This is a genomic window from Reichenbachiella ulvae (genome assembly GCF_025833875.1).
GTDB classification, from domain to species: domain Bacteria; phylum Bacteroidota; class Bacteroidia; order Cytophagales; family Cyclobacteriaceae; genus Reichenbachiella; species Reichenbachiella ulvae.
On record NZ_JAOYOD010000001.1, the window covers coordinates 3,870,338 to 3,895,728 of the forward strand.

The following is a 25,391-nucleotide window of genomic DNA, read 5'->3' on the forward strand; positions in this document are numbered from 1 at the left end:
AATAAACTGAAGAAAAGAGTTAGAATCTCCCTACTATAGAAGAATACAATTGATTCTGATCTAAATAATTAGCAACTACCTTTTGAATCCTTTTGGCATCAATAGACTTTAATGCTTCGAAATATTGCTCGTAATAGCTGTAATCCAATCCAAAATCATTGACTTGCTGAAACCTCTTCATCAATTGAAAAGGAGTGTCAATAGAAGAAAGAAATGCTCCAGCCAGATAATTACTAACTGTTTCAATTTCTTCAGCACTCGGCCCTTCTGTTCTAAGCAGCTCTATTTCTTTTTGAATTTCATCTAGGGTGCATTGCGTGTACTCTGCTTTTACATCCGTCGAAATCACCCCAAAGGATTGATGTTTAAGGTGTACAGGATAGGAACTAATGCCATAGGTATAACCCTTTTCTTCCCGAATGTTTTTCATCAGTCGTGAACCAAAGTAGCCACCTAAAAAAGTATTGGCAATCAAAAAATCATAGTAGTCTTGATCTCCTTTGCCAGGGATTTTCATCGCCAAACGGATGGAGCTTTGAAGACTATCCGCACGCTCAATAAAGATGTTAGATTCGGGGCTTGATGGATGCAGGGTCGACCCTTCATTTCTCTCAGCCATCGACCAATTCTCCAGCATTTTTTCCAAACCTTGAATCATTTTAGATTCCAGGTTTCCAGACAAATAAACTTGTGGGTTGTTGAACATCCAGCCTTCATAAAAATCCAGCAAATCCTGTCTGGAAATTTCATCCAGCACTTCTTCAGTTTGCGCCGATCCGTATGGATAGTCAAGTCCAAAAAGTGCCTCTCTTATTTTTTTAGAGGCAAGCGTATCATTTTTCTTGTTATTGACCTGAATTTGGTCTTTCCTGATGGACCGTAGGGTATCTAATGATTCTTGAGGAAAGGTAGCCTCTGTGAGTATCTCATTGAGTAAGGAGATAACTTGATCAAAAGTACGATTGACTCCAAAAACAGAAATAGAAATGTCATCAAAATCAGGGCTGATCTCCACGAAAGCACCTAAAGAATCAAAAGCCTCAGAAATTTCCTTGGCACTTCGGTTCTTAGTGCCTTCCATCAGCATCTTGGCAGCAAACCAGGAAACTGTTGGTTTGCTCTCGTACCAAATACCAGAGGCAAGTTTAACCTCTACTTTGAATACTGGCTGAACACCAGCATCCAGTGTAAAGAGTTGAATTCCGTTATTTAATTGTTTTGTTTGAGCCTCCTGAAGTGGAGCATAAATAATCTCCCCGGCTGGTGGGGCTATGGTCCTATCTAGCATGAAATTAATTCAAGTCTTCTCCTGTATCTCCCTTGGCAAAATCAAATAATAGGGAGAAACGGATAGTCTCTGCCAAAGGATGATCTTGCTCTCCTGGAATCAAATAAGAGAAATCCACTCCGAACTTTTGATAACGGAAACCTACACCTAAGGTAAAATACTTTCTTCCTCCTTTTGATTCTGCTTCGTAAAAATATCCTGCTCGTGCGGCAAATAAATCCCTGTACCAATATTCGGTACCCGCAGATATCATAATTTCTGCCATCTCTTCAGAAAAGCCATCAGGTGCATCCGAAAATGAACCAAACATTCCTGAAATCAAATTTCTATCTGGATCTTTACCTCTAACAATAACTCTTTTTCCATTTTGATAGACAGGATTTCCATCAGCATCCAATTCATAAATTGGAGGAGTAGGCACCATTAATTTGTTGAAATCAACTGCGAAAGTCAGCGTGTTCACCGGATCCAATTCCAGTTTCAATGCAGCTCCTAACCTCAGGTTGATAGGAATAAAATCTTTAAAATCATCCGTACTGTAAGTAACCTTTTGACCGATATTCGAAACATGTGCCCCCAATGCCAAATTGGCATTGGTTCTACCTAAATGTAGATCCTTGTTATAGTAGGTACCGACATCCACTGCCACACTGGTTCCTTTTTGACTGATGCCTGACACACTTCCTATAATATTAGACCATATATATCGTGCTGTCACACCTATCCCTAAATTCTCACTTAATTTTCTTGAATAGGTTGCATCCACAGCCCCTTCTCTAGGATTATCAACTCCCAAAAGCCCCCCTGTATCATCTGTCAATTGAATACTACCCAGATCGAAATAGCGCATTGAAACTGCGACTGTTTGTACACGGTCAATTTTATAATATCCTGAAAGATAATATAGCGCCATGTCATTGGTAATGGTTGCCAGCCACGGGGAGTATGAAATAGAAGCACCAAACTTACTATCGATAAAGGCCAGTTTACCATTGTTCCAATGCACGCTGTTAGCATCTGCAGAGGTTGCAACCCCTACATCACCCATGCCTGATGCACGTGAGTCTGGTGCAAAACTAATAAATGGAACAGCTGTTGTTATAACCCGACGTAAACTGTCTTGACCATTTAAAGTGCCAGACTGAGCCATCAGTCCAGAGTTAACAATAAAGAGCAGTGCAAGAAGCCCTAAAATTCCTTTGATCCCTGTAGTATTCATTGTTGTTGAGGATTAATCACTTATAACCAGTTTGCGAGAAATGCTAGTCGAGGCACCATCTATCCGGCTTTGTATAATCAATTTATAAATATAGATTCCTTTTTTGACTTTATTGCCACTAAGATCCTTTCCGTTCCAATGAATATCATCGACTGGGTTTGAGGCATTGTATACTTCAAACTGCTCATGAAGAATTAGTTGGCCCTGTAAATTGGTAATGCTGAGTGATATATCCAAATCTTCACCCGCCCTATCATGCGAAAAACTAAAAGTAGTTATATCCTGCATTGGATTAGGATAATTTATGAACTCTGAAATTTCTAATGACTTGTGATCACTGACCACAAACCGGGCACTTTGTACTACCTCATTACCATGGTTGTCATAAGCTGTCAGCACTAATTCGTGTTCTCCTTTATCCAAAGAGCTAAAAGGGAACATGACCCAACCCTCTTGATAGTCATCAACAGAGCCAAAATAAAAGTCATTCAAATCAAAAGGGTCTGAACCATCTAATGAAGCAGTTATTCCTTGATTATTGAGTTTGGAAACGTTGATACCACTTTCATCTTTGAGTCTAACCAGCAGTAGAGGATTTCTTCCCAAACGATCTCCTTCCTGATAATCTACATCATCGAAATATATAGTTGCCAGTGGGGGACTGTTGTCTGAATCAACGCTAGCCAGTCCGCCTACGATCACTTCGGTAAAAGAACCTGCTGCATCCCAATTCGAAGAATCATTCAAGGCATAGAAATTAATTTTCCCTTTACCATAAGTGAGCTCCATATCTCGAGAAAGAATCACTTCAGTTGAAAACAAACCATTCTCTACACTCGCCTCACCCTGAAACAACAGGATATCTCTTTGTTCATATTCTGATGCCACAGATTCATCACCAAGTGTCTGATAGCTTGCCGGCTCATCATATATACTAATCTTCACTGTTCCTTTAAAACTTGATTCCAATATGCCATCATTTTCGATCTGACCAGAAATCGTGTAAACACCCAACGCAGACAATGTATCCAATTGATCAATTGATTTGTCGTTGATTGAAGTCAATCGAACTTGAGAAGAAGGAAATGCCAAACGCATGCTTGCATCTCCTAACAATGCATAATTTCTGTTTTTTGGGCCGACCAAACTATTGTTCTTCGTTTCCATCATGATATCACCGAGCCTACGATACTGGCCACTTTCTTTTTTGGTGAAAGCTTCATAAAATGAACGATTGATTGTGTAATTGCTAGAGGCGACTACTGCACGCGTAGAGGTCAGTAAGGCAATAGCACCGCCTTGAGGACTCAAAAGCATTTTTTCGCCACCAGAAACCAAAGCAGGGTCATCATACTTACCAAACTGGCAAGTCGCAGTGACAAAAAAGGGCAACTGGTTTCTATTCGTCAATTGATCGATCATCTCTTCGGTCAGCACATCCTCATCGGCCAAAACAAATTCATTGCCATGACCTGTGTAATTCACCAAAAAGCTTCCCTTTTCTAAAGCATCAATCAAAGCCTGAGAAGCCCTGGGAGATGTTTGAAATCCAATTTCTCCCTCCTGCTCAAACTGATCTAAAAAGACTTTGCGAACATTGAACTCCTGGCTCGCCGTATCTACTATGGCTGACAGTCGATCTGCGTCTCTCTGATGGATGTTGAAATCTCCATCGTCAGCAAAGTAGACAACCTTATTTTTCCATGGGCCAAAGGAAAAGCTACTCGTCTCATAGCGAATGACCTTATTTACATAATCCATCGCCTCCTCATAACTGGCAACTGGAATTCTACCCACACCAATATCTAAAGTATGATCCCCCTGACTATTTTCTATCCACTCTCCTTCATCCTCTTCCATGAAACCATAAAAATCTTCTGAAGAATAACTGTAAAGCCTATGAACAGAATTTCTCGCCTCATAGACCGGTACAAAATTTTTATGGTTCCGAGTATATTTTTTGTAATCGTAAGAACAGTCGCCTACCAATGTGACATATTTTAATTGCCCAGTGGAAACGTAATGATGTCGTATGAAATCACGAATGGCTACCACGTCCTGACGGCCTGAAGAAAACTCGTTGTAGATCTGATCTATCGTGACCACTTCGGTTTTTAAGCCATCATGCTGAAGGCGATGCTCCGCCAATCTCTGTGTGGGGTAAAGAAATGATGGATGCGTGATATACAGAACATCAGCTGACGGCATTGCTCTCAAGTTCTGATTTCGGATTCTTTCTTTTGAAATGGGAGATTGAATATGACGATTGTCAAAGGCAATAATATGCTGGCCCTCTTGTACACCAAAAGTCATGCTCTGCTGAGTTGCATTGATCACTTTCTGTTTTGGACGTGTTGGACTGGACACATCCCAGGCCTGTGCAGAGGCTCCTGGCCCTTCGATTTTCAAACCTCCCGTCTCCTCCACATAAACAGAAAGCAATCGATGGTTCAAATTCAAGGCATGCCGGCTTACCAAATTGACATAATCTACATACCCCCTGGCCGTCCCCTCATCAAGAGAAAATTTCACCAACATATTGAAATTGGCCCCCGAATAATTATCTAATTGCAAGGTGTCCGCCTTGACATCAACCCATGTATCATAGGTTTCTCCCGAAACTGCAGTCAATCGCGTTTCACCAAAACTTTGTCCTCCAATTGAAAAAGAAAACTGAGACCCAACAGTCGCCTGAGAAGCTACTGAAACATAAAGCTTCAAGGGACCCGCAATCAACCCTTCTGAATCAAAATTGATATTGACATCAGAATATAATGCACTGACCCGCTCACCGAACCAATCCCTACCGGTTTCTAAAACATTGGTTTCTTCTAACTCATGCACCTGCAGTCTCAAATAACTTTCTTGCCATTGACCTGTAGAGTTTCCTGTCGAGCTAGATTCTAGATTGAGCGCAGGTTCATCTTTGATGGTAATGAAATAAAAAGCCGAATCACTGTAGATATTATTCTGGTAAGCAAAATCCTTGGTATCCGCATCAAAACTAAGACCATATGCAGGCTTCCCATAGAATAAGAAATAATCCTCTTTGTCGAAAACACCGTCTTCAAAGCCCACCCCTTGTCTGGCGTTTTCTATCAAATCCTGCGGCCTTTCGGCGCTATTGGATTGCGATAACATCCCGTTGTAAGCATTGCCATAGATAGCGAGGTTACGAGGATCGATGTCCTTTCTATTGATTCCCAGTTTCTTTAAAACCCCAGCATCTACTTTATAAATCCCCTCTTCTATTATAGCCACCTTATACCAACTGCCACTTGACAATACAGATTGAGCACTTGCAGTAGGGAACCACAAACTAAAAAACAGTAGGACTAAACCTGAATATGTAAGATGCTTTTTCAATAGATGTTTAGAAATGACAAATTTCAGACGCTCAGGCCATTTCATTATTGAGCAGACCCATACTAGTTTGACAGCATATTGGTAAAAATAGAGGCTACAAAATAAAAAAGAATTACGAATGGTAATGCGATGACCTGAAATGTCGCAATGGCTATTAGTGAAATGACCATGACCAGATATCTCGCTTCATTACCTTTCCATCCAAAGTTGGCAAATTTCAATGCCAGCAATTTGACATCCGAAACCAATAGAAAAGACATAAGTATCGAAATCGCGACTAGCACCCAATCTTTACTTAAAAGATCTACAAAAAAGGGTTCTTTAGCCAGAAAGGGCAATGCACATATCAATAGTGCATTGGCTGGGACAGGCAATCCGTAGAAGGTATCACTTTGCCTTTCGTCATTGTTGAATTTGGCCAATCGAAGTGCTGAGAAGATAGCAATCCCCAGGCCCAAATAAGGCATGTAAGAAGAAGAGGAATGAGCCTCTATCATCTTAAACATAACAAAGGCCGGAACCACACCAAACGAAACCAAGTCAGCCAATGAATCTAAATCTTTCCCAATGTTAGAAGTGGCCTTGAGCATGCGAGCTGCAAAACCATCAAAAAAGTCCGCTACACCAGATAAGATCACATAATAGATCGCTTCGTCATATCGACCGTCAAAAATGGCAATCAATGCCACACAACCGAAAAGTAGATTCAGGCAAGTGAGCCCATTAGGAATGAAGTTTCTAATACTCATGACTGTTCTCCGCAGAATGGGTTGGTTGCTTTTTCCTTTCCTATAGTTGTAGAAGGCCCATGACCTGGATAAACCGTCATTTCATCTGAGAAAACAAATAGCTTTTCTTTGATGCTTTTCATCAGAATATCAAAATCTCCTCCTGGTAAATCCGTTCTTCCCACGCTACCATCAAACAATACATCTCCTCCTATACAGATATTTTGCTCCTCGTTGACCAAAACAATGTGGCCTGGAGCATGTCCAGGGGTGAAATACACATCCAGCACCGTATTCCCGAAGCTAATTTTATCCCCCTCATTGATAAAACTGGTTGCAGAAGTAGTTCTATAATCTGTAAATCCATAAGCAGGGGCATACACTTCGACTGATCTCAAAGTCGCCTCATCTTCTGGATGCGTTTGAAGGCCCACGTCATACTTTTTCATCACATAGGCATTGCCCAATACATGATCCACATGACAATGCGTATTAATCAGATGCGTCACCTTCAGACCTTCTGACTCAATAAAATCTGAAAGCTCATTGCGCTCTGTATCTTCATAGCAACCCGGATCTATAATGATGGCTTCTTTGGTCTCATCATAGAGCACATAAGTATTTTCATAAAAAGGATTGAAGACGAAATTGTGTATCTGGATCATAAGAATTAACTATAGTTCTGCAAATTTGACCTAATATTGGTCAAACGCAAAAATCTAGCACATTTGAAAGATTTTCTTATCATCGGTCACGGTCTGGCAGGCGCCATTTTGTCTCACAATTTATTGGAACAGGGGTTTACAGTAGAGGTGCTAGACCAACCCTCAAACAACCATTCTTCATCAGTCGCAGCAGGTCTTTACAATCCTGTGACCGGACGTAAAATGGTCAAAACCTGGGCAGCGGATCATCTCTTCCCATTCTTAGAGCCCTACTATAAAAAACTAGAAGCACAGTTGGGTGCTAGCTTTCTTCGACCGATTGGCATCTACCGTCCTTTCTTCAGCTATGAAGATCAAAATGATTGGGACATGAAGCAGTCCGAAGAAAGTTATAAACCCTTCATATCTAAAATCCATAAGAAGGGAATTGAATCTTACGATCTCCATGATGAATATGGAGGCCTACAGCTGGCCCAATCTGGGTATGTGAAAATTCCAGATCTGCTGGAAGCCAATAAAAAAAGCCTAGTCCAAGAAAACAGCTACCAGGAAGCATACTTTAATCCCGACAAATTAGAAAAAACTAATGCTGGCTTCAATTACATGGGCAATGACTACAAGGCAGTGATCTATTGTAATGGACTCAGGGTGCTGCAAACAGATCATTTTGGCTGGCTACCCATGAAGGGAGTAAAAGGAGAAGTCTTGGAGGCCAAAACAGCACATCAGCCTGAGACCATTTTGAATCGAGGGGTTTTCATTTTGCCTACAGATCATGACACCACTCGCATTGGGTCCAATTACCAAAACCAATTTGAAGACTTGCTCCCCTCCAAAAAAGGGCAACAGGAAATCCTAGACAAATTGCAAAAGTTGAGTAGAGCCAAGTATGAAATCCTTAATACTGTCGCAGGCGTTCGTCCTGCGACAAAAGACCGTCGGCCAATCATTGGAAAACACCCCGAATATGAACATATTTATGTTTTCAATGGGTTTGGATCCAAAGGTGTTTCGCTGATCCCTTATTTCGCTCAGCAATTCACTGCCTTTTTAAAGGAGAACCAACCCCTGTGGGATGAGGTAAACGTATCCCGGTTTTACTCTTCCTATGATAGCCAGTAAATCACCATTTGAATGAGAAAGATTCTTGCACTTGCATGCTTCACAATTTTTGCCACTCAGGTTTTAGGTCAGTACAAACCTCAGACCTTTGGGCAGAACCGTGTGCAGTACAAGGAATTCGATTGGTATTATTATTCCACAGAAGACTATGACATACACTTCTATAGTCAGGGTGAAGAATATGCCGAGCTGGCTTTAGATTATCTGGAAGAGGAATTCGAAAAAATAACCGACCTCATCGGTTACGCTCCCTTTTCCAAAAGTGAAATATTCATCTACAACTCTCACACAGACTATCTGCAAAGTAACATTGGAGTTGGGTCGCCGACTTTTACTGTAGCAGGAGAGACCAAATTCGTAAAGCTTCAGGTAGAGATTGCCTATCCGGGCAACATGCTCGACTTCAAAAAGGAACTGAAATACAAAGTCTCCAAAATGCTACTAGAGGATATGATGTTTGGTGGTAGCCTGACAGAGATGTTCCAAAGCAACTATCTATTAAATCTACCCGAATGGTTTATAGCTGGTGCCATCAACTACATATCCAAAGGATGGGATGTGGAAATGGACGACTATGTGAGGGACTATTTGCAGGAAAAAAAGATTAGAAAATTCTCCAAACTGGAAGGAGAAGAAGCCGCCCTTATAGGGCAGTCTGTCTGGAACTATGTGGCAGTAAAATATGGCCCTAGTAACCTTAGCAACATCCTGAATCTTACTCGAATCATCAGAAATACCGAACATAGTGTCGCTAGTACTTTGGGCATGTCCTTTAGGCAGTTTATGTATGAATGGGCAGAATACTATGGCGTTCCAAACGAAGAACTGAACGATAGCTATATAGCACCAGAGAAAAATGATAAAGTAATAGGAGTTACTGGCAAAGTGACCAAACTAACCGATGTAAAGCTGAGCCCCTCGGGTCAGATGATGGCCTACGTTCAGAACTACAAAGGCAAATACAAAGTCATCATCCGTGACCTGAACAAAGGAAAAGAACAGGTAGCCCTAAAAGGCGGTTACCACTCGATAGATCAGGAAGTGTCCTACAAACTTCCTTTGATAGACTGGATCAGCGACTCACAGCTAGGCGTAGTTCAGACCTGGTATGGGCGAAATTATCTCGTGACCTACGACATCCCTACGCGATCCAAAAGGAGAAAATCGATGACTCGATTCAATCAAATCAATGGGATTGACTTTAATGACAATGGAAAATTAGCCATCATTAGCGCCGATGTAAATGGTCAGACAGATCTGTATTTGATCAGTATGAGGAGAAATGCAGTGAAAAGATTAACTAAAGACAACTGGGACGATCTATATCCTAAATTCATCCCTGGTACAGATGCATTTGTTTTCAGCTCTAACCGAAATACCGATACACTCAATATCACCTCTCCAGACATCAACGAGATGCCAAGCCTTCTCAATCTGTTTGCCTATGATCTAGACACTACTGAAAATGTACTCTACCGTCTAACCAATACCATTAGCAATGAGATTTACCCCGTCCCTTTAAATAAAGATGAGGTGTATTTCTTAAGTGATTTGAAAGGTATAAACAACCTCTACAAGTATGACTTTAGAGATAGCCTTTACCATCAAGTTTCCAATTATAGAACGAGCTTAAAGGAATATGATTTAAACCCAAACACACAGGACCTGACATTTTTGATGCTCAATGATGGTAAAACCAGAATTTATCTAAATGAAGAGTATAATATTGATCAAAGGCTCTTCACTCCACCCACCTTGCGTCATCAAGTACAACAAGTCGAATACATCAGGAAGAAAAGAGAAGAAAGAGTTAGAAAGGAACTAGAAGAAGAAAAAATGAGAGAGGACAGCCTTTCTAACATTCAAAAAGTTGAACCTGACACCAGCAACATTGACCTCAATGAGAAAATTATCGATACGGACAATTATGTATTTGAAGATGAACCATCTCAACAAGAAAAGCCGGAAGAAAACGAACAGCGTTTTTCTTTCCTTTCCATCTATCAGAAAATACAAAAAGAACCTACTGTAACGGGTCCATTGCCTTATGAAACTAGCTTTACGGCTGACAACTTAGTTACCTCAATGGTTTTTGATCAATTGAGAGGATTTGGCTTTTTAGTAGAAACTCAGATGACGGATGCACTCGAAAACCACAAGTTCAATGGTGGTTTTCTGGCCATCATGGATTTCAAAAGTGGCGATTTCTTTGCCCAATACGAATACCTCAAGAACACCATCGACTTAAGAGCAAGATATGATCGAAAAGTCATTCACCACGAGGGATTCAATAATAACAATCAAGCAATTGATCAAGAAATACTTCAGAAGTACAAAATGAATTCCTTTTCGGTAGGAGCAGCTCTCCCGATATCTGTTTCCTCCAGATTTGAGGTAGACGGTTTCATGAGATTCACCAACTATTACAACGTGAATCCGGATGTGCTGGCACAAGACAGTGGCTTACCAGATCCATTTATTACAGATGCCAAGCATACATTTGCTGGAATCAAAGCCGCTTGGGTGTTTGACAATACGCTAGTCAATGGCTTGAACCTATTTGAGGGTATGCGGGGTAAAATTTCTTTTGAGCACAACCAAGCCTTAGATGACAATAGTAGAAGTTTTAGCGATTTTAAGGTAGACTTGAGGCGCTATCAAAAAATCCACCGAGAGCTTATTCTAGCCTCAAGAGTTTACTATGGAGCCTCTTTTGGTAATCGACCCAAAACCTACATGCTAGGTGGACTAGACAATTGGATATTCAACAAAAGTGACAATAGCGAACAAGTAAACTCCCCCCTTTATTTCAGCAACTTTAAAGACAATACAGACATACTCTTCACTGAATTTGTGAACCTCCGAGGCTTCAATTACAACAGGTTCTATGGTGAAAATGTACTCGCCTGCAATGTCGAGCTTCGATTTCCAATCGTAAAATACTTTACGAGAGGAACCATTAAATCTAATTTCCTCAGAAACCTTCAGTTCATAGGGTTCTACGATATAGGTTCGGCCTGGACGGGCGTTTCTCCATTCAATGAAGAAAACACCGTCGACACCAAAATCGTTAAGAGAGAAGGTTCTCCATTTGAAGCTATTATAAAAACAAGTAGAAACCCCTGGTTACAGAGCTATGGAGCTGGCGTGAGAACGGTACTAATGGGGTATTACTTGAGATTTGATATGGCCAAACCAATCGAGGATTATGCGATTGGCGACATGAGATTCTACCTGTCTTTAGGATACGATTTCTGATAATCACAATTAATTGTTGCAAGAATCAATTAAATGGCAATAATTCATGATTTTTGCACATGACAAAATCGATGACAGGTTATGGAAATGCCAATTTCGAAAACGATGAATTGGCCATCCAGGTAGAAATCAAAACCCTGAACTCTAAATTTCTTGATATCAATACGAAGGTTCCCAAAGAAATTTCAGCCATTGAAAATGACCTCCGAAAAATCATCTCGGATCGCTTACTAAGAGGAAAGGTCAACTTTAACGTAGAATTGCATGTTAAATCTGGAACCAATCAAGCCCTAAGAATCAATAGGGAACTGTTCGAGCATTACAAAAAGGAAATTCTATCCGCTACCGAAGGAATGCAACTCAGTGATGCAGACATACTGAATAGCATTTTGAAATCCAGCGACATTTACGAACAACCTCAGAATAAAAAAGATCTGATCGACAAAGACACTATGGAGTCTTTGGTCAATCAAGCGCTTGACAAGTGTGATGCATTTCGCCAGCAGGAGGGAGCCTCTGTAGACAAAGCCATGAGGAGTTTCGCTACAAATATCCAAAATAGCCTTGAGCAAATTAAAGCCAAGGACCCTGAACGCATCGAACAACTCAAAATCCGAATCAATGAAAGCCTAAAAGAGCTGAGCTCGAGTGAAATGGCTGATCCTAATCGATTCGAGCAAGAACTGATTTACTATATCGAAAAATTAGATATCTCCGAAGAGATCGTTCGATTAGAGAATCATTTGCAGTTTTTTAATACTACACTTGAGGAATCAGAATCACAGGGAAAAAAGCTTGGATTCATCAGTCAGGAAATGGGCAGAGAGATTAACACAATCGGTTCAAAAGCCAACAATTCAGATATTCAAAAGCTGGTAGTAGAAATGAAGGATGAGCTTGAGAAAATCAAGGAGCAAGTGCTGAATATCATCTAAAGCCAACAAAAAATCGAAGGCACAAAAAAACCCTGAAAGGATTCTTTCAGGGTTTTTTCATATCAATATTTGTAACCTAAACTTCTTCTTAGCTCAATTTGAAGGTGATAGGAAGAATCATTCTTACTTTCACCGCTCTACCTCTTTGCTTACCAGGCTTCCATTTTGGAGCGCCTTGTAGAACTCTTACTGCTTCTTCATCACACCCAGCTCCAATACCTTTGATGGCTTTCACCTCGGTAATCGATCCGTCTTTGTCCACAACGAACTGAACGAATACTCTACCTTCGATACCCATTCTTCTGGCTTGGTTAGGGTATTTCATTGACTTACCTACATACTTGTAGAAAGCTCCCATACCTCCTGGAGGTGCTGGTTGATCTTCAACAATGTCGAAAATTTCATCAGCAACTTCTTCTTCTGGCTCTTCCTCAAAAACGATATCTTCAATTACCGTTTCTTCCGTAATCTCCACGTCAAGCTCTACCTCAATCTCTTCTTCGATTTCCTCTTCATCTGGAACCTCGATGATCTTAGGAAGCTCGATTTTTGGTGGTGGTGGAGGGGGTTGCTCCGTAGGAGGAATCTCCATAATATCTTCAAAATCATCTTCTACCTGCCCAAGGTCCACCAAATCACCCTCGTCATAAAACCTCCACTCGAAGGCAGTAATAACGAGAAGCAAGCTGATAGCCAAACCGATGTTGAAGAACATACCGGCTTTTCTCTCAAGGGCAATCTTCGGGTTTTTCTTTACCTCCATGCTCCTATATTTAAAATTTTCTCTAATTCAATTAACAATAAGTAACGTCAAATATAATAAACTGGGATTCATTTCCATATTTATTGTTTCATTTTCCAAAACTTTGTCAAAAAGACTGCAGATAGGCCTCCTGCCAGATCAGCGGCAAAGTCCGCAGGGTCTGCACTTCTCCCTTCTACAAAGAGCTGCAGAATCTCAGTCAGGGCTGCAAATGCCACAATAGCTGCAAAACTGGACAGCATTGCTTTTTTGACCCTTTCTAGACTGAATATGGACAAAAATAAAAGGGCCGCCCATATAAAGAAGATACCGAAATGTGCAATCTTATCATGATATGGAATCAAATGAATCCAGCTTTCTGACCCATCTGATTTACCCAGCAACAAAAATAGGATGGTACCTGTCCATCCTATTAATGCAAATCTTATATATCCTCTAGAAAATATCTTCAATTACTTTCCAATTAACTCTTTGTATGCTTCGGCAGAAAGCAAATCATCTACCTCGCTCAAGTCTGATGCTTTGATTTTAATCATCCATCCATCTTCATATGGAGATGAATTAACCAGTTCTGGTTCGCCTTCCAATTCCTCATTGAATTCCTCCACAGTACCAGATAAAGGCATAAACAAATCAGAAACCGTTTTCACTGCCTCTATCGTTCCAAAAAGCTCACCTTTTTCTATCGTTTCACCTTCCGTTTCGATCTCCACATATACAATATCACCTAATTCACCCTGAGCAAAATCTGTAATACCTACTGTTGCTACATCTCCCTCGATGCTCACCCATTCGTGATCGGGTGTGTATTTCAAATGATCGGGAATATTCATTTCTGACTCTGTTTTGTTTAAAGAATAATTTAGTGCCCAAAAATAGAGCTTAATTTCAAGAATTTTTCATCCTGCAAAAGATAATACCCTACTACTCTGCCAGGCTGAATCGAACCTGAACTCCAAATTGAGAAGATGACCTATTATACGAACTTGATATCCTTGGTTCATTGATGTTCTTCTCGAAATACATCGTCAGGTTCAGTCGCTGACTCGCTACATAACTGATTGTTGGTCTTACCTGATAGTTCAGGTTACCATCTGTGATGGTATTCACATCATCCATCTTACGTTGAACAGTTTTAGTATCCCTAACAGTAAATGTCATTCGCACTTGGATTTGATTCTCGACAGTGACGGTTCGGCCTTTGATTTTGAAAGGGAATTTCCAGTTGTCCTTTGTCAAACCTACATCGAAAGAAATGTTGTTGCTCTTCATCTCAGTCAACTGAGTATTGGACAAATCAAATCGCAAGGTCCTTTCTTTGGCGTAATCCACCTTGGCAGTAAACATGCTCTTCGTACGTACACTGACCCCAATCAAGGGAGAAAATCGCTCTACCACGTCTACCTGGCTAATCTGATAAACAGGAACCAAGCTGTTACCATTATTAGCATCCTGGGCAGAAGCCATTGGATAGTCCAGTAGGTTATTAGTCAGGTCCAAAAGATTCTCATCACTATACCTCAGTGAATTGGTATAGTTAGAAATACTAAAACTAGAAACATAGGCATGCGTGAGATTGATATATGAAAAGACATCCTTCAAACCATTTAGCTTGCCTAGCCCTGCATAATCGACTCGCCAGTTGGGAACTGGAATCTTGGGAAACGGAAGTAAATTTACAGAAGCTGCACTTTGATCAGTATACGCAGCTATAAAAGCGGGAATCAACACGTCCTGAGAATTACTGGAGTATTCACCATTGGGATTCCTATTATCCTGTCTGGCTTTAATTATATCCCGGTTCTCCTCAAACTGCTGAAATACTGACGAAATGTTTTCTCCTTTGTCTTTATCAAAAGCGGTTTTTATCGGTAAAAAACTTACTGTATAACTTCCCGACCTAAGAGGTGAAAGAGATCTAAAAATACCAGAATCAGCATCATATCTATGAATTTCTGAATATTCAGCCCTATTGTTTCGTTTGGCATCCACTTGAATCCTAAAATCTTTGAAAGGCTCAATAGAAGCTCGAATATTCAGATCCTCAGTCCTGCTTTGTTCGAAGGAATCGGAAAACTCACCGTTCTTGACCAACCAGTCATTTCTAGCAGCACGATGGCGAATCTCTGGGTCCTGGCTACCCATTATAAAATCCCATCCAGGTGCAGCAAAATCTCTATCCATCCCAACCATATAAGGGGTCGGCAATATACCTGGCAATGTGGTGGCTTCTCTGACACCATAGGTCACATTGATAGACCTCAGCGCCATAATCAATCGCAAAACACCTTTGAAGGCGTCTACTCCACCCGTAGTTCTTACCGTATCGTATCGACTCGTTCGTGATTGACGTGGCGGACGATTGATGCTGCTGAGGTACTTTGACTTATTGTAGAGCTTCAGCATGTCTATTTTTCCAGTGACATCCTGGGTACGCTGATTTTCCAGAATATTACCAAACTCCTCTACCTGATCCACGTTGCCCCCCGTCCAGGTATAGTCCACCGAATATCTGTAGTCTGCACTCATCCAGTCGGTCAATGGCAACTTATCCAAAGGCAGACGGTAATTGAGACCCACGCTTTGATTATAGCTCTTGATACGGCCGAATCTCTTGATATTACTCCATATAGAATCTCGCTTGACATCCGTATTTATGTCTCCTTCTGGCTCATCGATAATTGCCCGGGCAGTGGCATTGTAGTTCAAACTGAGATTCTTAAATAAACTCCACCTGAGATTATAGCTTCTGTCAAAAGTGAAAAACTTCTCATAGTTGGCCTTAATCCCATCGGTTGTTAGATCCGAATTGCGAAGCTGCGTTCGTTGGAACCGTCTGTCCATTCCTGCTCTGAAAGAGAAACTATTGGGTAGTAGGTTGAAATTAATATCCTTGATCAGCTGCAAATAAGGACTCGAAAAGGCCTTGACATTTTTGAATGGCTCAATAGAGGGAAGACTAGTAGAATAGTTATAAGTCAATCCCCCAGAGTATTGTTTATTGATCCGCTCAGCAGTGTTAACATTTGAGGACTTTTGTTCTGAAAAAGCATAATCGAAGGTAAAATTCTCAATGTCATAGATGTGACTCTTCGCGTCCTTTTTCACTTTCTCTTTCCGGACATTGCTAAAATTGATACTCTTATTGGTGGTTTGAGAAATCACCTTTTCTCTGTATTCATCCTTTTCTTTTTGAGTATCAAATTTATCCAACGATGCATCTAGCGGGACATCATCATCTAGAGGATCATATCGCGGTGTGGAGGTAGATTTTGACGTACTCACAAACATCGGAATCTTAATACCTGTCTCTGCAGGAATCAATTTGTCAATGTTCACATTGGCAGACATGTCATAGTCGAAAGTCTCTTCTCTGGTTCTTTCAGAAATGCGCTGCTGTATACCTCCAAACCCAACCGAAGTATAGCGGGTAGAAGCATTGACCGTTGCAAAATCAGCCAGTTTCACATTAAGCTGTGCATTAGCAGCCCAACCTTTCTCATCATCAAAATCGGTCAATCGCAACTCATTCGCCCATATACATACCGACTTATCATCCCCATCATTTGAAGTAGGATTTCTTACCCCTATCATCATATCTGTCACCCCACTAAGTTTCGGATTACCTATGATGGAGATTTTATATTTTCCATTCAACGACTCTCTTGTATATCGTCTGGTTACATCATAGTTATCCGCATTTCGAGCAGATTTTACCGTATACAATTCATTGAGCGCCAAGTTGATTTCGTTTTCTTCTGGCCAAATATCTCGTGCCGTATAAGTACCAAGCCCGTCTGGAGTCACCTTAAGTGGAACTTCAATTTCATAATAGTTTTGAGTTTGATCGAATCCAAGCCTCAAAAATCCAGTCACTTCATCATCCAAAATCATTTCACCCTGACTGGCCTCCGCATGGAAAAACATCTTGAGCTTGCCATAATTGATCATGTCTAGATTGAGCGAAGTTTTGTAGACTGCTCGAGCATCTCCATCCTCCAGATCCTCTACACATACTCTCAGCGACTGTTCATTGATTCGACGACTAATCCCCTGTGTATTGTCACGGTCCCTATTGATACCAGGAGGCACCAGATAAGGAGGACGACCACCTGCTGGCGAACTGTTTTCTTCTACTCCCACTACTGAAACCTCAAAATCAGAAGAACTCACTTCAGGAATTTCACCAAGATCAGGTTCTGCCAAATCATTCGCATATTTTCTCCACTGGCTGGCCACCAATTGAAAGCGATTCATCCTTAAGACTACAGGAGAAGTCCATCCTGTCATGACCATTCGTACATGACGCATGGCCTGTAGGTTTACCTCTCCTACCGCTGTCCCACTGCTTATCGGTATTCTAAAAAGATACCAATCTGCCTCCCCACTGATATCTCTTACCTCATCGATCACATAACCCTGCCCCGGGACCAAAACAGAATTGTTGATATCTATTTCATATTCATAATACCCTTCGGTTCTAGTCAGTTCATTGTCCAGATTGATATCCTCTCTCTCTGGGATGTTCGTAGCGCTAGTGCTCCCAGATGAGCTAGGGGAGTTCCCCTCATGCCCATTATACTTTTTATATCTCGCCAGTATCTGTACATCCGATTCTGTATAGGATCTGTCCAAATAATGAACAAAATCATCTCCAGAAATATCATTTAAAACTCTTTGCTGCCCCAAGGCATTCAAGTTATTCAACACCCCTTGATCCATGAATTGTGTGAAATAATCCTCACTATTGGAGTCCAAACCATCCAAACCCACATCTTGATTTTCTCTAGCAGAGCTAGAAGCATCAAAGGCATTAGTCAACGGCTGCTGTGTCGTTATTCTTCCCCAGTCTGTATATTGGGTGTTTTGATCTGAACCATCAGATGCTAAACCGTTTTCAAAAGATCTAATATCATCCTCCAGCACATCTTCAGAAACATCTCCCAATTGAATAATCAGCTTACCTGTTCCATCACCATCTTGATTAGGCTGTGGGTTTCCATTGCCATCATCGATTGGGTGATCTGTAAAAGGATCCATTAACCAGAACTCGATGTATTCTACATTATTTGCTGTGAAATCCTGATTAGTAGGCACCGGTCGGGTGATAGCTCCAAAGTTTCTCTCAGGGTTTCTCAGAAGACCATCTTGAGTCAAGTCACTGGTATAATTATAAGGACCCCGCTCCCTTGGAAAAAAGGCCAGGTCAAAAGTCCTTTCTGGAATATTCCTTATGCCCAGATCCTGCTGCTTAAAAATGTCCTGCGCATATACGGGCTTTACATAGTTGTTGGCCAAATCTTCATCTTCAATATTTCCAGGTCGAGCGTTGGTATAGAGCGTATTATCTATGGTATACCATGCCAGTTTGGCTCTCCTGAATCCGGCTCCTAAAGTGGTTCCATTCGGATCGGTCTCTTTGAATTGCTCAGGAGCGGAACCGAGATACCAACCCTGATTGCCACCCATTAGACTAAAAGGAGTTGCAGCACTTTCAAAATCATCAACATAGGCCGTACTCTCACCATTTACCACATTGGAAGTGCCTGGAATTAATTGGGCAAATTCTCCATTGAAAGTGACAGTTGAATTCTCTTTGGTACTGATCAGTGGTACAGCATCTACAATCTTGGTAATCAAACGCGAATCCTGCTGATAATTCACATCAAATCCATATTTGGTATTCTTGATGGGTTCATTGCCCATGCTGTATCGTGAAACCCCTCCAGTACGTTCGCTTAGGTGAAGCAAGGTGGCCCCTACATTGATTTTGTCACTAAACTCATACTCCAGGCGTGTTCCAGTTAGCCATTTGGATCTGAAACTGAAAAGATCGTCCGTCTCATAACTAATGTTGATCGTTTTGCCAGAGTTAACTACCCCTTGATTGATTATAGTTACTGAACCACCTCCAATATAGCTTACAGTATAATCAAGGCCTTCGGTGAGCACTGTCCCACCAGCTGTTACAGTAATCGAATTTTCAGCTATGTTGAATGCATTAAGGTTATACACCTGCTGACCACCCCTAGCTCCTCCACCACCAGCTACGAATTTACCTTTGAGCAAAAACTTGTTTTTGGCGGATACCTGCTCTGCCAAAGTTTGCGTTCGATCATACAGCTCACTATAAACATACTTGTCCTTGAGATTCTGTTCACTGGCAGTAAAGACGGATTCTAAATGGGAACCGAAAGGCTCTAGAACTGGAAAAATCACATTGCCGAAATCCTCATCAAAGGTGACATCAGGTATAAAGTCAAAATTACCATCGGGTTGATTGTCACCATTCACATTCAGCTGATCCAATTTTAATACTTCGATCAAAGGAATGTTATTCGTGTTCTGCCCTTCATTTAGGTTAGGGGCATTGTAGTTATTGATATCATCACGATAATGCACCTTCAGTTCAAAGCCATCTTTACTGATACGAGAGCCTCCCAAACTGTAAATGTTCCTCATCATCAGATCCCAAAGTGGAACATCCGTCTGGGTATTTTTTGCTGGTAACAAAAGCTTCAGAATAATCAAATCCTCATCTGGTCGACCCTGATAGTTTTCCGAAAGCTCCCCTACCTGAAAGGGTTCAGGGGCACCATTGTAGGTGTATTCATAAGATACCGCCAATACTTCCCCAGGTCTCAGCCTGCTATTCAAGGTCAAATAACCAAACTGGTCATTGAATTTGTACTCGGTGGCATCCAGCTTCCTCACACTGGGTCGAGCCTCATAGTCGCGCCCTTCTTCCATACCAAACTGAGCGGCCAGATAATCAGCAGCCGTGGAAATATCTCTGATTTGATCCTGCCCCACCAGGTCAGCAAAAAGATTGTTTGCCTCATTGTCGTTTGGAGAGGTGGGATCAGCCGTTATACCCGTACTATTTCCAATGCGCCTTGGTTCCCCTAGATCAGATAGCGCCAAAATACCCCTAAGTCCGGTAGTTTCGGTTTGCTGCTTGACCACATACACTTCCAGTCTTGAGACCTTCACACCCGACACCACTCTTGGTATATTCTTTAGCCATTTCTCATAGTTGTCACGAAAAAAGTGGCCTAAGAAGAAGTGGCGATATTCATCATATTCCGAGGCACGGATTGTAAAACCACCATCTCCATCACCATCTCCATCCACTTCATAGCCATCCTGAAAGCTTTTGGTTTGGGCACTTCCCTGCTGACGAGAAGCCAGGGCCGTTACCGACAGTTTACCAAACTGCATTTGAGTTTTAACTCCAAACAAACTCTGCCCGCCAGTCATCAAGGAGTTTGATATAGGCATACTCACATTACCTAGTTCAATTTTTTTGATGATATCCTCTTCATATCCTGTGTATTCAATTTTCATGTTATTCTGAAAATCGAAGGAATTGTTGTTGTCAAAGTTGGCCGTCACAGCTAATTTCTCTCCTACCTTACCCACGATATTCATGGAGATTTGCTGGTTGTAATTGAATCCTCCTGTGCGCTGGTTTCGGACAGGTACTGCAGGATTCTCGATCGTTTGCCAGCGACCGCCAAAATCCATATTCACAAAACCATTGGGCTGAATATCTACGTAGTTACCACCAAAGATTCGGTCAAAAACAGGGCTGATGTAAATTTTGGGAATCAATCGCCTGCCACTCACCGGGCTTTCTCCATCCAGTCCTGCCGAACGGTCTTTCCAATACTGCTTCTTGATTTGGGCATCTTGATACTCCTGAAACTGCTCAAAGGTCATGGTGGACCTGGGACGATAATTCAAGGCCCCCACCTTTTCCTGAATGGTGTAATTCATACTTGAATCCATCTCTACCTCTAATTCTAGGTTGGATGGACCATCCATCAATAAAGGGGACGAACTCTGAGAATTGGAAAATGGGTCTCCGTATCTGTCTCTTTGCTGGTAGGTCGGTCGAAAGCTCGGTTCATAGCCTTGGCTCTGTTGGGTCGAATCTGGAGGTGGGTTTTGCTGGGCCAAAACAGCCTGATTCATCAGTAGTACACCGATGAAAATCACGAGAAAATATATGTGGAGACTGACCCGATTCAAAGTCTTTCAGTATTGCGTTTAGGACCTTTTCAACGCTAATTTAATTAAATCCTCCAGACCTAATTCTTCTTCAGCATTTTTCAATATTTTCTCTAGTGTTTTCTCTGCCACAGCTTTGGAGATTCCAAGGGTAACCAGAGCCGCCAAAGCCTCTGATTTTACGCTGCTTTCCTTCTTGAGTGAAAGTAGAGGTCCTCCACTTTCAAGTTCTTCTTTGGACATTTTGTCCTTCAGTTCCAGGATAATTCTCTGGGCAGTTTTTTGCCCGATTCCCTTCACGCCACTGATCGTTTTCACATCTGCATTGACTATAGCCGAATGCAATTCTTGTGGAGATAAAGAAGAGAGGATCATCAGGCCTGTCGAAGGCCCCACTCCTGATATAGAAATCAACTGCTGAAATCGCTTTTTCTCATCCTGATCAAAAAAACCATACAGCGTCTGCGCGTCTTCTTTTACATGAAAGTGGGTGAAGATGTGTGCATTTTGCAAGTTTTTGATCTGTCCATAAGTTAAAAGGGAGATATTGACATGATAGCCAATACCTCCATTATCTATGATGACATAGGTGGGATCAATTTCCACCAGTTTACCTTCTATATACGATATCATGTTCTGCCCTTAGACTCTATGGCATCCACCGCAGCAATGGTCGCCATATTAAATATTTCTCTCACTGAACTTCCCCTCTGCAGCACGTGAACAGGTTTGTTCATCCCCATCAGCACTGGGCCAATCGCCTCACTAGAGCCGATTTCCATCAGTAGCTTATAGGCAATGTTTCCTGATTCCAGATTTGGGAAGATCAAAGTATTGACTCCTTTTCCATTCAAACTGCTGAAAGGATAGCTCTTCGCCATCAACTCAGGATTCAAAGCCACATTGGCCTGCATCTCGCCATCGATAACCATTTCCGGCCATCTCTTTTTCGCTTCTGCTACAGCTTCTGCCGCCTTTGTTGGTGTTTCTCCCTTGGCTGAGCCAAAGTTGGAATAAGACAACATGGCCATCCTTGGTTCGAAATCGAAGAACTTCACCGCACGATTCGTCAATTCTATGATGTTGAGTAGGGCTTCTTTATCAGGATTCACATTGACAGTAGTATCCGCCAAGAAATAGGTACCCGATTGGTTTCGGATGATGTACATTCCTGCCACACGCTTCAATCCTGGCTGCATACCGATGATCTGAAGTGCTGGACGGATGGTGTTTGGATAATCATTAGACAAACCAGAGATCAAGGCATCTGCATGTCCTCGCTCCACCATCATGGCTCCATAATAATTACGATCTATCATCAGTCGTTGGGCCTCTCTCAAGGTCATGCCCTTTCTCTGACGCTTTTCGAACAACACATCTGCATAGGCCATTCGATTCTCTCTTTCGTGATAGGTATCGATGATCTCACAATCCAGATCCAACTCGTTCTCTTCTATTAGAGCATGAATTTTCTCCTTGTTACCCAATAGGATAGGAATGGCGATACCTTCGTCCATCACCAGCTGTGCAGCTTTGAGTATCGACAAACGATCTCCCTCTGCAAATACCAGACGCTGCAAATCTTTTTTCGCTCTGGAAGCCAATCTAGAAATGATGCGTTGACCCATTCCCAGTCTTTCTTCCAGTTTCATTTTGTACTCATCCCAATCCTTGATAGTGGTACGAGCCACGCCAGAATCTATTGCGGCTTTGGCCACAGCAGAAGAAATACTCGCAATCAGTCTTGGGTCCAGCGGTTTCGGGATCAGATAGTCCTTACCAAACCTAATGGTTTCAGATCCATAGGCTTTGGTCACAGCATCCGGTACGGGCAATTTGGTCAGTTCTGCAAGTGCACGAACAGCCGCCAGTTTCATTTCTTCGTTGATCGCAGTGGCTCTCACGTCTAGCGCCCCACGGAATATGTATGGGAAGCCCAAAACATTGTTCACTTGATTAGGATGATCCGAACGACCGGTGGCCATTACTACATCTTCTCTGGTCTTCATCGCCAGGTCATAGGCGATTTCAGGATTAGGGTTAGCCAGAGCGAAAACTATCGGGTTGTCTGCCATCGATAGCAGATCTTCTGCAGTCATCACATCGCCCATAGACAGACCCAAAAACATATCTGCACCCTTGACAGCTTCTGACAAAGTAGTCAAATCTGAATCCACTGCATACTGAGCCTTCATCGGGTCCAGGTTTGGACGGTCTTTTTTGATCACCCCTTTGCTATCCAGCATCAGGATGTTTTCCTTCCTGGCTCCCATCTTGACATATAGATCGGTACAGGCAATAGCAGCTCCACCGGCTCCATTTACCACGATCTTGATCTCATCGATCTTCTTGTCCACTACCTCTAGCGCACTTAGCAATGCAGCACTAGAAATAATCGCAGTACCATGCTGATCATCGTGCATCACGGGGATGTTCATTTTCTCCTTGAGTTCTGTTTCTATTTTGAAACTCTCAGGAGCTTTAATATCCTCCAGATTGATTCCTCCAAAAGTTGGCTCAAGGGACTTCACAATCTCGATGAATTTGTCTGGATCCATCTCGTCGATTTCGATATCGAACACATCGATACCTGCAAATTTTTTGAAGAGCACCCCTTTTCCTTCCATTACAGGTTTGGAAGCTTCAGGCCCAATATTGCCTAATCCTAAAACAGCTGTTCCATTAGAAATAACCCCCACCAGATTACCCTTAGAGGTATACCGATATACGTCTTCTTTATTTTCTGCAATTTCAAGACATGGCTCTGCTACTCCGGGAGAATAAGCTAAAGCCAAATCATGCTGTGTCGAAAGCGTCTTGGTAGGACGCACTTCTATCTTGCCCGGTATTGGCTTTTCATGAAAGTCCAGGGCATCCTTTTTTCTAATTTTGCTCATTTGATGAATGGGTAATTGTAATGAATTTCTTTCGTCAGATACCTAGTCTTCGAGACTAGACTTGAATGATTGGAGTACCAGCTCCATCTCTTGCATGAAAACACGCTTGTCACCTCCTGGATTGAACACAAACGCCTCCAGGTAATACAATCTTTTTTGCTTTTCGTCTACAAAAACATAACTCACAAAAGGCCCTCCCGCTGATATGTCGCTAAACTTCCAAAGCCCCCGCGCCTCCTTGGCATACATGCCATTGAAGTTGACCTCTCTGACCACTCCCATGGTGTCTTGAAGAGTCATGTAAATTTCCGGCTTCTGAATGTCCCTCATATAGGTCGAAGTGATCTCTTCTCTGAAGGCCAGTACATCTTCGAAAGGCTCTTGGCTATCGAAAGGCCTAAAATGTACAAAAACATCCTTTTCCCATTCTGGATCCAGCTGGCGAATCCAAACAAAATCTTTCAGGCCCTTAGCTACCTCAAATCCATAGGGTATTTTCATCGTAAAATCATATTCCTGTCCCAGTCGCTTTTCAACATTTTTCTCTCGGACTTTAAACAATTTACTAGCGATACGGTCTCCTTCGGCTTTCGTGAAATAGTTTTTAAGAATTTCCTTGTTGTCCGAAATATGATCGATCAACTGATCCTTAGTTTGACCAAATAGGTGTAGGACGGTTTGATCCTTGGCATAAATGTCTTTTTGTGGCAGCATGAAAATCGAAGAATCCGCTTTGATCTTTTCCAGAGACTCGTTGGAGTAATATTTTTCCATCTGAGTCGCCTGTCTTCCTCTTGAATCCAGGGTATGGACAAAGATGATGTTGGTAGCACGTTTAATGATGCTATTGAACTTGAGCGGATTGATATTTCTAAGCTTGAAATAAGGTTCGGTCTGTGGCAATGCTGGCACATACTGAGAATACACCTCCTTGAGTGCATCACCTATCGGGCCACTCCAGGCTGTGGTATCCATCACTACTAAAATAGCATTGGGTTCTCCTCCTGAGTTTGGTAAATAAGCTTTGTCTTCTTTTTTGGTTGTGCCGGTATCTTTTTTCTTATCCGAACAGGAAATGAGTAAAGTGAATGAAAGGCAAAACGTCAGATATGCAAGTAACTTGGACATACTTTTGTG

15 protein-coding genes are annotated in these 25,391 nt (G+C 41.8%); 3 read left to right on the top strand and 12 right to left on the bottom strand.

Annotated features, from left to right (window positions below; all coding sequences use genetic code 11):
* Positions 1-19: 19 nt before the first annotated feature.
* From N7U62_RS15625 to N7U62_RS15645, 5 genes are all read right to left on the bottom strand, one after another.
* Positions 20-1,288: a M16 family metallopeptidase gene (locus N7U62_RS15625; RefSeq protein WP_264138937.1), complete on the bottom strand. Its 1,269-nt coding sequence runs from the start codon at positions 1,286-1,288 to the stop codon at positions 20-22.
* A 4-nt stretch (positions 1,289-1,292) separates the two neighbouring features.
* Positions 1,293-2,507: a type IX secretion system outer membrane channel protein PorV gene (porV, locus tag N7U62_RS15630; protein ID WP_264138938.1), complete on the bottom strand. Its 1,215-nt coding sequence runs from the start codon at positions 2,505-2,507 to the stop codon at positions 1,293-1,295.
* Positions 2,508-2,519: 12 nt separating this feature from the next.
* Positions 2,520-5,873 (bottom strand): type IX secretion system sortase PorU, encoded by a 3,354-nt coding sequence (gene porU, locus N7U62_RS15635; protein WP_264138939.1) that lies wholly within the window; start codon positions 5,871-5,873, stop codon positions 2,520-2,522.
* Between the two features lie 62 nt (positions 5,874-5,935).
* Positions 5,936-6,622: a CDP-diacylglycerol--serine O-phosphatidyltransferase gene (pssA, locus tag N7U62_RS15640; protein WP_264138941.1), complete on the bottom strand. Its 687-nt coding sequence runs from the start codon at positions 6,620-6,622 to the stop codon at positions 5,936-5,938.
* Positions 6,619-7,266: an MBL fold metallo-hydrolase gene (locus tag N7U62_RS15645; RefSeq protein WP_264138942.1), complete on the bottom strand. Its 648-nt coding sequence runs from the start codon at positions 7,264-7,266 to the stop codon at positions 6,619-6,621. The genes pssA and N7U62_RS15645 overlap by 4 nt, the downstream gene beginning before the upstream one ends.
* 63 nt (positions 7,267-7,329) lie before the next feature.
* On the opposite strand from N7U62_RS15645, the gene N7U62_RS15650 reads away from it, so the two are divergent.
* Genes N7U62_RS15650 through N7U62_RS15660 form a run of 3 tightly spaced genes read left to right on the top strand, consistent with a single transcriptional unit; the run spans position 7,330 to position 12,581 of the window.
* Positions 7,330-8,388: an NAD(P)/FAD-dependent oxidoreductase gene (locus N7U62_RS15650; protein ID WP_264138943.1), complete on the top strand. Its 1,059-nt coding sequence runs from the start codon at positions 7,330-7,332 to the stop codon at positions 8,386-8,388.
* 12 nt (positions 8,389-8,400) lie between these two features.
* Positions 8,401-11,646, top strand: coding sequence for a translocation protein TolB (locus N7U62_RS15655; RefSeq protein WP_264138944.1), 3,246 nt, complete (start codon positions 8,401-8,403; stop codon positions 11,644-11,646).
* A 59-nt stretch (positions 11,647-11,705) separates the two neighbouring features.
* Positions 11,706-12,581 (top strand): YicC/YloC family endoribonuclease, encoded by an 876-nt coding sequence (locus N7U62_RS15660; RefSeq protein WP_264138945.1) that lies wholly within the window; start codon positions 11,706-11,708, stop codon positions 12,579-12,581.
* Between the two features lie 88 nt (positions 12,582-12,669).
* On the opposite strand, the gene N7U62_RS15665 is transcribed toward N7U62_RS15660, so the two are convergent.
* From N7U62_RS15665 to N7U62_RS15695, 7 genes are all read right to left on the bottom strand, one after another.
* On the bottom strand, positions 12,670-13,344 hold the full coding sequence (locus N7U62_RS15665; protein ID WP_264138946.1) for an energy transducer TonB: 675 nt from the start codon (positions 13,342-13,344) through the stop codon (positions 12,670-12,672).
* A gap of 80 nt (positions 13,345-13,424) precedes the next feature.
* Positions 13,425-13,796, bottom strand: coding sequence for a VanZ family protein (locus N7U62_RS15670; RefSeq protein ID WP_264138948.1), 372 nt, complete (start codon positions 13,794-13,796; stop codon positions 13,425-13,427).
* Positions 13,797-14,177: a glycine cleavage system protein GcvH gene (gene gcvH / locus N7U62_RS15675; protein ID WP_264138949.1), complete on the bottom strand. Its 381-nt coding sequence runs from the start codon at positions 14,175-14,177 to the stop codon at positions 13,797-13,799.
* A gap of 91 nt (positions 14,178-14,268) precedes the next feature.
* Positions 14,269-21,321, bottom strand: coding sequence for a T9SS outer membrane translocon Sov/SprA (gene sov / locus N7U62_RS15680; protein WP_264138950.1), 7,053 nt, complete (start codon positions 21,319-21,321; stop codon positions 14,269-14,271).
* 75 nt (positions 21,322-21,396) lie between these two features.
* Positions 21,397-21,990 (bottom strand): Holliday junction branch migration protein RuvA, encoded by a 594-nt coding sequence (ruvA, locus tag N7U62_RS15685; protein ID WP_264138951.1) that lies wholly within the window; start codon positions 21,988-21,990, stop codon positions 21,397-21,399.
* Positions 21,987-24,254: an NADP-dependent malic enzyme gene (locus tag N7U62_RS15690; RefSeq protein WP_264138952.1), complete on the bottom strand. Its 2,268-nt coding sequence runs from the start codon at positions 24,252-24,254 to the stop codon at positions 21,987-21,989. The genes ruvA and N7U62_RS15690 overlap by 4 nt, the downstream gene beginning before the upstream one ends.
* A 42-nt stretch (positions 24,255-24,296) precedes the next feature.
* Complete coding sequence (locus N7U62_RS15695) at positions 24,297-25,382, bottom strand: DUF4837 family protein (RefSeq protein WP_264138953.1); 1,086 nt, start codon at positions 25,380-25,382, stop codon at positions 24,297-24,299.
* Positions 25,383-25,391: the final 9 nt, after the last annotated feature.

Bases quoted from the DNA above. Each gene is read 5' to 3' on its own strand.
- sov (WP_264138950.1), bottom strand. From the start codon at position 21,321: ATGAATCAGGCTGTTTTGGCCCAGCAAAACCCACCTCCAGATTCGACC.
- N7U62_RS15655 (WP_264138944.1), top strand. From the start codon at position 8,401: ATGAGAAAGATTCTTGCACTTGCATGCTTCACAATTTTTGCCACTCAG.
- porV (WP_264138938.1), bottom strand. From the start codon at position 2,507: ATGAATACTACAGGGATCAAAGGAATTTTAGGGCTTCTTGCACTGCTC.
- N7U62_RS15660 (WP_264138945.1), top strand. From the start codon at position 11,706: ATGACAAAATCGATGACAGGTTATGGAAATGCCAATTTCGAAAACGAT.
- N7U62_RS15690 (WP_264138952.1), bottom strand. From the start codon at position 24,254: ATGAGCAAAATTAGAAAAAAGGATGCCCTGGACTTTCATGAAAAGCCA.
- ruvA (WP_264138951.1), bottom strand. From the start codon at position 21,990: ATGATATCGTATATAGAAGGTAAACTGGTGGAAATTGATCCCACCTAT.
- gcvH (WP_264138949.1), bottom strand. From the start codon at position 14,177: ATGAATATTCCCGATCATTTGAAATACACACCCGATCACGAATGGGTG.
- N7U62_RS15645 (WP_264138942.1), bottom strand. From the start codon at position 7,266: ATGATCCAGATACACAATTTCGTCTTCAATCCTTTTTATGAAAATACT.
- N7U62_RS15695 (WP_264138953.1), bottom strand. From the start codon at position 25,382: ATGTCCAAGTTACTTGCATATCTGACGTTTTGCCTTTCATTCACTTTA.
- N7U62_RS15665 (WP_264138946.1), bottom strand. From the start codon at position 13,344: ATGGAGGTAAAGAAAAACCCGAAGATTGCCCTTGAGAGAAAAGCCGGT.
- N7U62_RS15625 (WP_264138937.1), bottom strand. From the start codon at position 1,288: ATGCTAGATAGGACCATAGCCCCACCAGCCGGGGAGATTATTTATGCT.
- pssA (WP_264138941.1), bottom strand. From the start codon at position 6,622: ATGAGTATTAGAAACTTCATTCCTAATGGGCTCACTTGCCTGAATCTA.